The organism is Streptomyces sp. PR69, from assembly GCF_026420845.1.
GTDB lineage: Bacteria > Actinomycetota > Actinomycetes > Streptomycetales > Streptomycetaceae > Streptomyces.
Window position 1 is genome coordinate 21,171 of the sequence record NZ_JAOWCB010000048.1, and the last position, 11,540, is coordinate 32,710.

The following is an 11,540-nucleotide window of genomic DNA, read 5'->3' on the forward strand; positions in this document are numbered from 1 at the left end:
AATCCGCGCGCCGTGTCGAGAACGCTCCGCCCGCTCCGACGTCCCCTGTGAGAGTTGCCTGCAAGGGCGACGCCCACAGCCGAGGAGTGTGTGAACCATGAAGTATCTAGTGATGGTGCAGGGCGCGCAGGCCGACTATGACGCGATGAACGGAAAGGCGTCCGCGTACAGCCTGGCCTGGAGCGAGCAGGAACTCAGGACGATGTTCCTCTATATGCAGACCATCAACGACGACCTCTCCGAGTCCGGCGAGCTGATCGACGGCAACGGGCTGGCCGAGCCCGCGCAGACGCGGTTCGTCAGCCGTGGGCCGGACGGGCAGCCGGTGATCACCGACGGGCCGTACGGGGAGGCCGAGGAGGTGCTCGCCGGGTACTGGGTGCTTGACTGCGCGAGCCTGGAGCGGGTCACCGAGATCGCCGAGCGGGTGTCGCGGTGCCCCGTGCCGGACGGCGTGCCCGAGTATCCGGTGGTCATCCGGCCCATCCCGGACTCCCCGCCGGTGGGCGGCGTGTGAGAACCGCGCACGGGACCGTCGGTTTGGCGGCGGGAGCTGACGCGCCTGCCTCAGGAGCCGGGCAGGACCACCACGGCGCGAGCGCTGACCGTGCTGCCGTCGCGGAAGCGCAGCAGAAACTCGACCGTCTCGCCCAGCGCGAGCGCGGGCGGGTCCTCGATCATCACATCCGCCACCGACGGGCGGGTCCTCGTCTCCTCGCCCGCCGGGATGCGGAGCGCCGGGACCGCCTTCATCAGCCCCTGGTCATTGGTGATCACATCGCGCGAGAGCAGACTCGCGGTCCCCGTCAGCGGGGCCTCCACGGACTCAAGCGTGGCGTCCGTGCCGCCGGTGTTGCGCAGATCGATGTACGCGATGGTGTCCTGGGAGTCGATCGGCTGCACGACACGGGCGCGGACCACGCTGATCTCGGCCGGGGGCTGACCCGCGGCCCCGGTGGACGTATACGCGGTGAGCAGCCCGAGTGTCACGACACATGTCCCCACGGGCACGCCCACGGCCCCGGCGAGCGCGGCGACTCGCCGCCGGCCGCCGCCGGAGCCGGACGCCGCGCCGGAGCTGTCAGCGGAGGCTGAGGTCATCGGAACCCTCCCTCGGGCCGGAGCCAGAACCGGAACCAGAACCCGCACCGGCAGCGGCAGCGGCAGCGGCACCGGAGTTGGCCGCCCGGCGCCCCGCCCCCGCAGGACGCCCCTCCCCCGCCCCGTACGCCCGCAGGCGCAGGCTGTTGCCGACGACGAGGACCGAGCTGGCGGACATCGCGAGCGCCGCGAACATCGGGTTGAGCCAGCCCGTGGCCGCCAGCGGCACGGTGACCGCGTTATAGCCGAAGGCCCAGCCGAGGTTCGCCCGGATCGTGGTCAGCGTGCGCCGGGTGAGGCGTACGGCGGCGACGACCGCGGACATGTCCTCCCGTACGAGCGTGATGTCGGCCGCCCCGATCGCCGCGTCCGTGCCGCCGCCCATCGCGATGCCCAGATCCGCCGTGGCCAGCGCGGCCGCGTCGTTGACGCCGTCGCCGATCACCGCGACCCGCCGCCCCTCGGCGCGCAGCGCGGCGACCAGCTCCGCCTTGCCCTCCGGTGTGACGCCCGCGTGCACCGTCCCGATGCCGGTCTCGCGGGCCGCGGCCCGCGCCGGGGCCTCGGCGTCGCCCGTGACCAGGATCGGCTCGATGCCCAGGGCGGTCAGCTCGGCGACCGCGTCCCGGCTGGAGGGCCGCAGGCTGTCGCCCACCGCCAGCACGCCGACCGGACGGCCGTCGAACTCCACGACGACCGCGGTCTGCGCGGCCGACTCGGCGCGCTCCAGGGCGCTGCGCAGCTCTCCGGGCAGCCCCCCGGGCAGTTCGGCGTCCTCCCGCGGACGCCGTACGGCGACCTCGCGCCCGTCCACCCGCCCGTAGACGCCCTCGCCGCGCACCGCGCGGAAGCCGGAGACCCGCGGCAGCGCGGCCGGTGGCTCCCCGCCGCCGGCCGTGGCCGCGGCCGCCGCCACGGCTCGGCCGATGGGGTGCTCGGAGCCGTACTCCACCGCGCCCGCGAGCCGCAGCACGGTCGCCGCGTCCGGCCCGTCGTCCGCAACCGCCGTCCCGACGAGCGTCATCCGGCCGGTGGTGAGCGTGCCCGTCTTGTCGAAGACCACGGTGTCGACGCCGCGCAGCCGCTCCAGCGCCTCCGGGCCCTTGATCAGCACGCCCAGCTGCGCGCCCCGGCCGGTCGCGGCCAGGAAGGCGGTCGGGATGGCCAGACCCAGCGCGCAGGGGCAGGCGACGACGAGGACGGACACAGCGGCCGTGACCGCCGCCTCGGGCGCGCCGCCCGCGCCCAGCCAGAAGCCGAGGACGCACGCCGCGACGGTCACGATCGCCGGTACGAAGACCCCGGCGACGGCGTCGGCGAGCCGCTGCAGCCGCGCCTTGCCCGCCTGGGCGTCCGTGACCAGCCGGGTGATCCGGGCGAGCTGGGTGTCCGCGCCGACGGCGGTGGCGCGGACGACGAGCAGCCCGCCCGAGTTGACCGCGCCGCCCACGACCTTGCTGCCGGGGCCCACCTCCACGGGCGTGGACTCGCCGGTGACCAGCGACAGGTCGAGCGCCGAGCTGCCCTCGACGACCTCGCCGTCCGTGGCGACCTTCTCGCCCGGCCGGACGGTGAACTCCTGCCCGGTGCGCAGCCGCGCGATGGGGATGCGCTCCCCGGAACGCCCGTCGGGGCCGCGGACTTCGACGTCCTTCGCGCCCAGCTCGGCGAGGGCGCGCAGCGCGGACCCGGTGCCGCGTCTGGCCCGCGCCTCCAGCCGCCGCCCGGCGAGCACGAACAGCGGAACGCCGACCGCGGCCTCCAGATAGAGATGCGCCCCGCTGTGGCCGCCGTCGCCTGGCAGCCAGGTGAACGGCATCCGCATGTCCGGGTCGCCCGCGCCGCCGAAGTAGAGCGCGTACGCGGACCAGAGGAAGGACGCGATGACGCCGAGGGAGACGAGGGTGTCCATCGTCGCCGTGGCGTGCCGCAGTCCGGCCAGGGCGCGGGCGTGGAAGGGCTGCGAGCTCCAGACGACCACGGGGGCGGCGAGGGTGAAGCAGAGCCACTGCCAGTAGTCGAACTGGAGGGCGGGGACCATCGACAGCAGCAGGACGGGGGTCGCGAGCAGCGCGGTGATCAGCAGCCGCTCGCGCTCCTCGGCTTCCTCGTCGTATGCGTCGGACTCCGCCGCGACCGCCCCGTCCCCGCCGTCCTCGCCGTCTCCGCCGATCTCCCCGTCGTCTTCCGCGGGAGGCAGTTCGGCGGTGTACCCGGCGCGCTCCACGGTCTCGATCAGCACCTCGACGCCCACCTCTGGCGGGTGGGCGATCCGGGCGAGGCCGGTGGCGAGATTGACCGTGGCGGTCACGCCCTCGACCCGGTTGAGCTTCTTCTCCACGCGGGCGACGCACGCGGCGCAGGTCATCCCGCCGACCAGCAGATCGGTGTCGGTCGCCGCGGAGGCGCCGAGCGTCTCGCTCATGGCCGCACCGCCCCGGGCGCCCGCATCCCGTGGTCATGCCCTCCGGCGCCGCCCGGCCCGTCCCAGCGTTCGCCCTCCTCCACCTGGTGCAGGCCCGGCGAGACGGGGCCGGCGGCACGGCCCACGGCGTACGAGACGGCCGTCAGCGCCAGCAGCAGAAGCACAAAGCCCGCCAGAGCCGGGAGAGAGCTCGCAGTCTTCATGGAGTCATACCGTACGGGGGTATGAGCCCGCCCGCGAAGCCCCAGCGGCTGTGAGAAACAACCACAGCCCCTCCGGGAACCCGAAGGCCCCGGAATCCGACTCTCCGTCCAGCGCCTCTCAAGCGATCGTGCGGGCCCGTGCCGCACTGGCGGGCCGTGCCTCACTGGCGACCTGCGCCGCCCGGGGTGATCATCGGTCCATGACCACCTCGATCCATCTGTCCCAGCAGCCCGAGGCCGACGAGCTGCTCGGCCGCAGCCCGCTCGCCGCGCTCGTCGGGATGCTGCTGGACCAGCAGATCCCCATGGAGTGGGCGTTCACCGGCCCGTACACCATCGCCCGGCGCCTCGGCGCCGACGATCTCGACGCCGGGCAGATCGCCGCATACGACCCGGACGCCTTCGCCGAGCTGCTGAAGGAGAAGCCGGCGGTCCACCGCTACCCCGGCTCCATGGCCAAGCGGGTGCAGCAGCTGTGCCGGTACGTCGTCGACGAGTACGACGGCGACGCGCGGGCGATCTGGCGGGATGCCGCCGACGGCGCGGAGCTGCTGGCGCGGCTGAAGGCGCTGCCGGGCTACGGCGACCAGAAGGCGAGGATCTTCCTCGCGCTGCTCGGCAAGCAGTACGGGGTGCGCCCGGAGGGCTGGCGCGAGGCGGCCGGCGCCTATGGCGAGCTGGGCGCGTACCGCTCGGCCGCCGACATCACCGGGCCCGAGTCGCTCGCCAAGGTGCGCGCCTACAAGCAGGAGATGAAGCGCGCCGCGAAGGAGGCGAAAGCGTCGCCCGCGTCCTGACCGGCCGGAGCCGACCCGCCGAGGGAGGTCAATGAGAGGAAATGTGCAGTGAGTTGCGGCACAAGTGTTCACAGAACACTCGGAGATCGCTAACTTCCCCTCAACTCTGACCACACGGGAAGGAACTCTGTGAACTCATCCCATCGCAGAGCCGTGGCCGCCATGGCCGCAGCCGCACTTGCGACCCCGCTCCTGCTGGCCTCCGCCTCCCCCTCCGCCGCGCACCGCCCCGACCCCGGGGAGCGCGCCGCGAAGCAGGCGTCGAAGCTGGCCGGGAAGCTGGTGCGGAAGTCGTCCGCCGAGGACGCCTACCGGCACCTGGAGAAGTTCCAGCAGATAGCGGACTCGGCGGGCGGCCACCGCGCCGCGGGTTCTCTCGGGCACGACGCCTCGGCCGCGTATGTGTACCAGCAGCTGAAGAGGTGGGGCTACAACGTCTCGTATCAGCAGTTCGAGTTCATGTACACGGAGACGCAGGCCGAGAAGCTCTCCGTGGTCGCGCCCGAGTCCCGCGACGTCGAGATCAACGCGATGACGTACACCGCCTCCACCCCGGTCGGCGGCATCGAGGCCGACCTCACCGCGGTGCCGGTCGACGAGGACGGCACCACCGGCTGTGAGCCGGGCGACTACGCCTCCGGGACCTTCACCGGAAAGATCGCCCTGATCAAGCGCGGCGGCTGCACCTTCGCCCAGAAGCAGGCCACCGCGGCCGAGGCCGGCGCCGTGGCCGCCGTCGTCTACAACCACGCAGAGGGCCCGCTCAACGGCACCCTCGGCGACGCGGGCGCCGGCAAGATCCCCACCGGCGGCATCACGCTCGCCGAGGGCGAGAAGCTCGCCGCGGACCTCGACAAGGGCGCGGTGAAACTCTCGCTGGAGATCCGCCAGCTCCAGGAGAAGCGCGCCACCAACAACGTCATCGCGGAGACCCGGCACGGCAACGCCGCCAACACCGTGATGCTCGGCGCGCACCTCGACTCCGTGACCGCGGGCCCGGGCATCAACGACAACGGCTCCGGCTCGGCCGGTCTGCTCGAAGTCGCCCAGGAGCTGGCGAAGAAGGAGAAGAGGCCGACCAACAAGGTCCGCTTCGCCTGGTGGTCCGCGGAGGAGAACGGACTGCTCGGCTCCGAGCACTATGTCGCCAATATGAGCAGCCTCGACCGCCGAGAGGTCAAGCTCTATCTCAACTTCGACATGATCGCCTCGCCGAACTACGGCCTCTTCGTGTACGACGGGGACGACTCCGACGGCGTCGGCGCGGGCCCCGGCCCCAAGGGCTCGGCACAACTTGAGCGCGACATCACGGACTTCATGGACGCGCGCGGACTGCCGCACGAGGGCACGGACTTCACCGGCCGCTCCGACTACGGCCCGTTCATCGAGGTCGGCATCCCGTCCGGCGGCACGTTCACCGGCGCGGAGGGCGTCAAGACCGAGAAGCAGGCCGCGAAGTTCGGCGGCGAGGCCGGGGTGGCGTACGACAAGTGCTACCACGCGGAGTGCGATGACCTGAGCAACATCAACATGGCGGCCTTCGACGCCAACATCGACGTCATCGCCAACGCCGTGGGCACCTACGCCCACGACCTGAGCTCGCTGCGCAAGCCCGTCGAGTCCGTCCCGACCGAGGGCGACGAGGGCAGCGGCGGCGGTCTGCACGACGACCACGGCCACGAGGTCACCGAGTAAGTCCTCAGGGTGGGCGGCTGCCGTCAGCCGCCCACCCTCACCGCCGTCTGCGGCCCGCCGTGCCGAACAGCGAGCGGCCGATCTCCCGGCCCAGCTGGGCGCCGATCGACCGGGCGAGCGAGCGGAAGACCGCGCTCCCCACCACCTGCTGCGCCGCCGACGGCTCCTCCTCGGGCGGCTCGGACGCCGAGGCCGTGCCCGCCTCCGCCTCCTGGGCCAGCTCCACCTCCCGCGCCGCACGCACCGCGGCCTCCTCGGCCGCCTGCTGCTCGGCCGAGAGCCGCTCATACGCGGATTCCCGGTCGACGGCCTCCGCATAGCGCGCGTACAGCGGCGAGGACTTCACCGCCCGCTCCAGCGCATCCGCCCCGACGGGCCCCATCAGGGACCGCGGCGCCCGCAGCCGGGTCGCCGCCACCGGAGTGGGCACGCCCGACTCGCTCAGCACGGTGACCACCGCCTCGCCGGTGCCCAGCTGGGTGAGCACCTCCTCAAGCCGGTACTCGGAGCGCGGATAGGTCTTGACCGTCTCCCTGAGCGCCTTGGCGTCATCGGGGGTGAAGGCGCGCAGCGCGTGCTGCACCCGGCTGCCGAGCTGTCCGAGCACCTCCGGAGGCACATCCTGCGGGGACTGCGTGACGAAGAAGACGCCGACCCCCTTGGAGCGGATCAGCCGCACGGTCCGCACCACCGACTCCAGAAACGCCTTGCTCGCCCCGTCGAACAGCAGATGCGCCTCGTCGAAGAAGAACACCAGCTTCGGCCGCTCGACATCCCCGGCCTCCGGCAGATCGTGGAAGAGATCCGCCAGCAGCCACATCAGGAACGTCGAGAACAGCCGCGGCCGGTCCTGCACGGCAGGCAGCTCCAGTACGGAGACGAGCCCCCGGCCGTCCCGCGCCGTGCGCAGCAGCTCGCGCGTGTCGAACGCGGGCTCGCCGAAGAAGCCGCCCGCGCCCTGCTGCTCCAGCGCGGTCAGGGACCGCAGGATCACCCCGGCGGTGGCGGTGGAGAGCCCGCCGATCCCCCGCAGCTCGTCCTTGCCCAGGTCGGAGACGAGAAAGGCGACCACGGCCCGCAGATCCTTCAGATCCGCCAGCTCCAGGCCCTTGGAGTCCGCATAGTGGAAGATCAACCCCAGCGACTGCTCCTGCGTACGGTTGAGCTGGAGGACCTTCGCCAGCAGCAGCGGCCCGACGTCGGTGACTGTGGCGCGCAGCGGGATCCCGGCTCCATGGCCGCCGAGGGCGTAGAACTCGCACGGAAAGCCCTCGGCCTCCCAGCGCTGTCCGACCTGCCGGGCCCGCTCCCGTACCTTTCCGGCCGCCTCGCCCTGCTCACCGGTCTCACCGGTCTCGCCCGGTGCGCTGATCCCCGACAGGTCCCCCTTGACGTCGGCCAGGAAGACAGGCACCCCGGCGTCGCTGAGCTGCTCGGCGATGAGCTGGAGCGTCTTGGTCTTCCCTGTGCCGGTCGCGCCCGCGACCAGCCCATGGCGGTTGAGCATGGCCAGCGGGAGGCGGATCGGGGCGTCGGCGTGGCACTGGCCTTCCCACAGCAGGGCGCCCAGCTCGACCGCCTCTCCGGCCGGCGCATACCCGGCGGCGATCTTCCGTGCGGCCTCGGGCAGCTCCGGGGCGATGTGCTCGCTCGCGCTCATATGAAACCCCTGCTCCCCACGCCGATTGCCGGAAAAGACACGCTTGCCCAGGATTGCACTCGAGTCTCCTGGCTGCGCCCGGAGCGCCTTGACCGGTAGGCTTTCCGTGTGATCTTCAAGCGCATCGGAAACGGGCGGCCGTATCCCGACCACGGCCGGGAAAGCACCCGGCAGTGGGCGGATGTCGCGCCACGGCCGGTCCGCCTCGATCAGCTCGTGACGACCAAGGGCCAGCTGGACCTGGAAACCCTGCTCGCCGAGGACTCCACGTTCTACGGCGACCTCTTCGCCCATGTCGTGAAGTGGCAGGGCGACCTCTACCTTGAGGACGGCCTGCACCGCGCGGTGCGGGCGGCGCTCCAGCAGCGCCAGGTGCTGCACGCGCGCGTGCTGGAACTGGGCTGACCGCGGGTCTTTAGAAACCTGGGGCTCCGCCCCGGGAGTTTGTCGGCCGCACGCACCATACGGATGCCCCTTTCGGACCCTTTCCGCACCGTACGGACGCACGCCATTGATCATCTAGTAGGCATCGCCGACCGCCCGCACTACGCTGCGCCTCATGAGCATGCTCACACCCCCCGGCATGGGCGGAAAGTACCGCGTGACGGGGGACGCGTACCCGCGCATGCGACGTCCCCGGCGCCGCCGCAGGATCGTTCTGGCCGCCCTCGCCACGGCGGTCGCTCTCGGTCTGGCCGGCTGGGGGACGCTGCAGCTCATCGATGTGTTCGGCGGCGGGGACGAGAAGAAGCCGCAGGCCGCCTCCGGCCGTGCGTCCGACTGCGTACCCGTCCCCGCCCCCTCGGCCGCGCCCGCGCCGCCCAAGCCGGGGCAGATCACGGTGAACGTTTACAACGCGACTCCGCGCACGGGCCTCGCGCAGGGGGCGGCGGACGAGCTGAAGAAGCGCGGCTTCGCGATCGGCGAGGTCGGAAACGCCACTGAGGAGTACGACAAGAAGGTCACCGGCACCGCGATACTGCTGGGCGCGCCGGCGTCGTACGAGGGCGCTTTCCGGGTGCTCACCACCCAGGTCCAGGGCGCACAGCTGAAGGCCGACACCCGCGAGACGGCGGATGTGGACCTGATCCTGGGCACGGCCTTCAGGAATCTGACGGCGAAGAAGGACGCGGACGCGGCACTGGCCGAACTGACCAGGCCCGCGCCGCGACCCTCCTGCAAGCCCGCGGACTGACGCCGAAAGCGGCCGCGCGCGACGGCGCGCGGCCGCGTCAGTGCCCCGTACCGCCGCGTGCTACTCGGCCGCGCCGTACATCCGGTCGCCGGCGTCGCCGAGCCCCGGCACGATGTAGCCCTGCTCGTTCAGCCGCTCGTCGACCGAGGCGGTGACCACGGTGACCGGAGTGCCCGCCAGCTCGCGCTCCATCACCTCGACGCCTTCGGGGGCGGCGAGCAGCACGACGGCGGTCACATCGTCCGCGCCGCGCTTGATCAGCTCCTGGATCGCCGCGACCAGCGTGCCGCCGGTGGCCAGCATCGGGTCGAGGACGTACACCTGCCGGCCCGAGAGGTCCTCCGGCATCCGCGTGGCATAGGTGGACGCCTGGAGCGTCTCCTCGTTGCGGATCATGCCGAGGAACCCCACCTCGGCCGTCGGCAGCAGCCGCACCATGCCGTCGAGCATGCCCAGACCGGCGCGCAGGATCGGCACGACCAGCGGCCGCGGATGGGAGAGCTTCACGCCCGTCGTCCCGGTGACCGGGGTCTCGATGTCGACCTGGTCGGTGCGCACATCCCGGGTGGCCTCGTACGCGAGCAGGGTCACCAGCTCGTCGGCGAGCCGCCGGAAGGTCGGGGAATCGGTGCGCTTGTCGCGCAGCGTGGTGAGTTTGTGCGCCACCAGCGGGTGGTCGACGACATGGATCCGCATGGCGTCCACACTAGCGGGGCTCGCATCAACCGAGGCCACAGAGGGAAGGTGGAAGCAACAGGGACCCAGTGGTGGGGTGATGCGGCCGATGCCGAAGCCGGGATCAGAACCAGAGCCGGAAGCGGAAGCGAGACGGGAGCGCGGCTCCCGGGGCCTTGAGGACCCCGAGGCCGCCGCGGCCCTGGAGGCCGACGCGGAGCGCCGGCGGCGGCGCGCCCAGTTTCTGCGCGAGCTGCACGAGGCGCGGGCGCTGCGCGACCGGGTCCAGCCGCGGCGCGCCAGGGCCGCCCGGATGCGTCAGCAGATGCGCATGCGGACCTTCCGCTGGTAGCGGCCCGCGCCTCCCCGCAACCGCCTGAAAGCAGTCCGGAAAGCGGTCCGGGAGGCATCCGGACGGCAGTATGGAAACCGCACTCGTGAGAACTGGTGGACGACGCAACGACGGAAGACCTCTCGCATCGGCCCGGTTTCTGCCACGATTCCGAGTGGGCGGGGCATGAGCAGCGCACCGCCGGTCGTCACACCTCTGATCAGTGGGAGAGTCACGGTGTACTTCGCCGCACTGCTCGCGCGCACTCCAGACGGGTGGGAAGCGAGCGACACAGAGCTCGACGATGTGGAGACCCTGTCGGATCTGACCGAGCTGGCCCGTGAGGTCTCGGTGGACGAGGACACGGTGCTCGTCTTCATCGAGCAGGAGGGCGCGTGGTTCGGCGTCGTCCGAGTGGAGGGCGAGGACGACCCTCGCATCTACGTCTCGGACGCGGCCGCCGCCGCGCGCTCCTCGTATGGAGAGATCCTCACCGACGAACTGCTCGGCGGGGACGACGACGACGCGGCCGATGAACTGGACGCGCTGAACCTCGACGGCACCGAGGACGGCGAGCCGGAAGCGGCCGGCGAGGACGATCTGACGGACTCCCCGGCCGGGGCCGCCCCGGTGGGTCCGCTGGGCGACCGCGAGATCCTCGGCGACCTCGGGGTCTCGGCCAAGGAACTGCTGTCCATCGAGGAGGACGGGCTGATGGTCATCGCCGAGGCGCTCGGCGCTTCCGAGGTCCTGGAGACCGTTCGCTAGTGACCGGCGCACCACCCGCGACACCTCCGCCGCCCGACCCGTCCGGTCGTGCGCACGACCCCGTACGCGGACCGTGGGAGGCGTCGATGCGCCTCGCCCTCAAGGAGGCGGAGCAGGCCGCGCTGTCCGGCGATGTGCCGGTCGGCGCCCTTGTGCTGGCCGCCGACGGCACGCTCCTCGCGTCCGGGCACAACGAACGCGAGGCGACCGGCGATCCGACCGCCCATGCCGAGGTGCTGGCGATCCGCCGGGCCGCCGAACGGCTCGGCCGGTGGCGGCTGACCGGCTGCACGCTCGTCGTGACGCTGGAACCGTGCACGATGTGCGCGGGGGCGATCGTCCAGTCGCGTGTGGACCGGCTGGTCTACGGGGCGCGCGACGACAAGGCGGGCGCGGCGGGCTCACTCTGGGACGTCGTACGGGACCGGAGGCTCAACCACCGCCCCGAGGTCGTCCTCGGCGTTCTCGGCGAGGAGTGCGCCCAGCAGCTCAGCGCCTTCTTCCGGGACCGCTGAGCCCCCCGTCCCGGGCCGCTTCAGCCGGCCCCGCAGGCATATCGATTTCGGCGCACGGCCCACCTTGGGCTAGGATCTCTCCCGGTAGCGTGTCCGAGCGGCCGAAGGAGCTCGCCTCGAAAGCGAGTGTGGCGCAAGTCACCGAGGGTTCAAATCCCTCCGCTACCGCTCTTCA

Annotated in this window: 13 protein-coding genes and 1 tRNA gene; 9 read left to right on the forward strand and 5 right to left on the reverse strand. The window is 72.0% G+C overall.

The features are described from left to right. The first annotated feature begins 97 nt into the window (after positions 1 to 97). Positions 98 to 517 carry a YciI family protein gene (locus OF819_RS27255; RefSeq protein WP_267246309.1) on the forward strand — a complete coding sequence of 140 codons (420 nt, stop codon included), beginning with the start codon at positions 98 to 100 and terminating at the stop codon, positions 515 to 517. A 50-nt stretch (positions 518 to 567) separates the two neighbouring features. Here OF819_RS27255 and OF819_RS27260 read toward each other — a convergent pair whose 3' ends face one another. From OF819_RS27260 to OF819_RS27270, 3 genes are read right to left on the reverse strand one after another with little or no spacing between them, the layout of a single operon-like run. Then, positions 568 to 1,101, reverse strand: coding sequence for a copper chaperone PCu(A)C (locus OF819_RS27260; RefSeq protein ID WP_267246310.1), 534 nt, complete (start codon positions 1,099 to 1,101; stop codon positions 568 to 570). Then, entirely contained in the window at positions 1,082 to 3,526 is a 2,445-nt protein-coding gene (locus OF819_RS27265) for a heavy metal translocating P-type ATPase (protein WP_267246311.1), read from the reverse strand. Before OF819_RS27265 ends, OF819_RS27260 begins: the two co-directional genes overlap by 20 nt. Then, positions 3,523 to 3,729 carry a hypothetical protein gene (locus OF819_RS27270; protein ID WP_267246312.1) on the reverse strand — a complete coding sequence of 69 codons (207 nt, stop codon included), beginning with the start codon at positions 3,727 to 3,729 and terminating at the stop codon, positions 3,523 to 3,525. Before OF819_RS27270 ends, OF819_RS27265 begins: the two co-directional genes overlap by 4 nt. 200 nt (positions 3,730 to 3,929) lie before the next feature. Between OF819_RS27270 and OF819_RS27275 the strand changes: the two genes are divergently transcribed. Both OF819_RS27275 and OF819_RS27280 read left to right on the forward strand, forming a co-directional pair. Then, a complete protein-coding gene (locus OF819_RS27275; RefSeq protein ID WP_267246313.1) occupies positions 3,930 to 4,526 on the forward strand; it encodes an HhH-GPD-type base excision DNA repair protein in 597 nt (198 codons plus the stop codon). Positions 4,527 to 4,679: 153 nt separating this feature from the next. Then, positions 4,680 to 6,221, forward strand: a complete 1,542-nt coding sequence (locus OF819_RS27280) for a M28 family metallopeptidase (protein ID WP_267246322.1) — start codon at positions 4,680 to 4,682, stop codon at positions 6,219 to 6,221. 37 nt (positions 6,222 to 6,258) lie between these two features. Here OF819_RS27280 and OF819_RS27285 read toward each other — a convergent pair whose 3' ends face one another. Continuing rightward, complete coding sequence (locus OF819_RS27285; protein WP_267246314.1) at positions 6,259 to 7,881, reverse strand: helicase HerA-like domain-containing protein; 1,623 nt, start codon at positions 7,879 to 7,881, stop codon at positions 6,259 to 6,261. 108 nt (positions 7,882 to 7,989) lie between these two features. Here OF819_RS27285 and OF819_RS27290 point away from each other — a divergent pair, with 108 nt between their 5' ends. Together OF819_RS27290 and OF819_RS27295 are read left to right on the forward strand one after the other, a co-directional pair. Further along, positions 7,990 to 8,286, forward strand: coding sequence for a type II toxin-antitoxin system VapB family antitoxin (locus OF819_RS27290; RefSeq protein WP_003955420.1), 297 nt, complete (start codon positions 7,990 to 7,992; stop codon positions 8,284 to 8,286). A gap of 154 nt (positions 8,287 to 8,440) precedes the next feature. After that, positions 8,441 to 9,076 (forward strand): LytR C-terminal domain-containing protein, encoded by a 636-nt coding sequence (locus OF819_RS27295; RefSeq protein ID WP_267246315.1) that lies wholly within the window; start codon positions 8,441 to 8,443, stop codon positions 9,074 to 9,076. A 60-nt stretch (positions 9,077 to 9,136) separates the two neighbouring features. On the opposite strand, the gene upp is transcribed toward OF819_RS27295, so the two are convergent. Beyond that, on the reverse strand, positions 9,137 to 9,772 hold the full coding sequence (upp, locus tag OF819_RS27300) for a uracil phosphoribosyltransferase (RefSeq protein ID WP_267246316.1): 636 nt from the start codon (positions 9,770 to 9,772) through the stop codon (positions 9,137 to 9,139). A gap of 79 nt (positions 9,773 to 9,851) precedes the next feature. Here upp and OF819_RS27305 point away from each other — a divergent pair, with 79 nt between their 5' ends. The 4 genes from OF819_RS27305 to OF819_RS27320 all read left to right on the forward strand — a co-directional run bounded on the left by OF819_RS27305 (position 9,852) and on the right by OF819_RS27320 (position 11,533). Next, positions 9,852 to 10,103 (forward strand): hypothetical protein, encoded by a 252-nt coding sequence (locus tag OF819_RS27305; protein ID WP_267246317.1) that lies wholly within the window; start codon positions 9,852 to 9,854, stop codon positions 10,101 to 10,103. 216 nt (positions 10,104 to 10,319) lie between these two features. Continuing rightward, a complete protein-coding gene (locus tag OF819_RS27310) occupies positions 10,320 to 10,850 on the forward strand; it encodes a hypothetical protein (RefSeq protein ID WP_267246323.1) in 531 nt (176 codons plus the stop codon). Beyond that, positions 10,850 to 11,365, forward strand: coding sequence for a tRNA adenosine(34) deaminase TadA (gene tadA, locus OF819_RS27315; RefSeq protein ID WP_267246318.1), 516 nt, complete (start codon positions 10,850 to 10,852; stop codon positions 11,363 to 11,365). Before OF819_RS27310 ends, tadA begins: the two co-directional genes overlap by 1 nt. An 83-nt stretch (positions 11,366 to 11,448) precedes the next feature. Further along, a tRNA-Ser gene (locus OF819_RS27320) sits at positions 11,449 to 11,533 on the forward strand. Positions 11,534 to 11,540 lie beyond the last annotated feature (7 nt).

Excerpts from the sequence above, each read along its gene's own strand:
- OF819_RS27305 (WP_267246317.1), top strand. The coding sequence starts at position 9,852 with ATGCGGCCGATGCCGAAGCCGGGATCAGAACCAGAGCCGGAAGCGGAA.
- upp (WP_267246316.1), bottom strand. The coding sequence starts at position 9,772 with ATGCGGATCCATGTCGTCGACCACCCGCTGGTGGCGCACAAACTCACC.
- OF819_RS27265 (WP_267246311.1), bottom strand. The coding sequence starts at position 3,526 with ATGAGCGAGACGCTCGGCGCCTCCGCGGCGACCGACACCGATCTGCTG.
- OF819_RS27295 (WP_267246315.1), top strand. The coding sequence starts at position 8,441 with ATGAGCATGCTCACACCCCCCGGCATGGGCGGAAAGTACCGCGTGACG.
- OF819_RS27270 (WP_267246312.1), bottom strand. The coding sequence starts at position 3,729 with ATGAAGACTGCGAGCTCTCTCCCGGCTCTGGCGGGCTTTGTGCTTCTG.
- OF819_RS27260 (WP_267246310.1), bottom strand. The coding sequence starts at position 1,101 with ATGACCTCAGCCTCCGCTGACAGCTCCGGCGCGGCGTCCGGCTCCGGC.
- OF819_RS27275 (WP_267246313.1), top strand. The coding sequence starts at position 3,930 with ATGACCACCTCGATCCATCTGTCCCAGCAGCCCGAGGCCGACGAGCTG.
- OF819_RS27285 (WP_267246314.1), bottom strand. The coding sequence starts at position 7,881 with ATGAGCGCGAGCGAGCACATCGCCCCGGAGCTGCCCGAGGCCGCACGG.
- OF819_RS27255 (WP_267246309.1), top strand. The coding sequence starts at position 98 with ATGAAGTATCTAGTGATGGTGCAGGGCGCGCAGGCCGACTATGACGCG.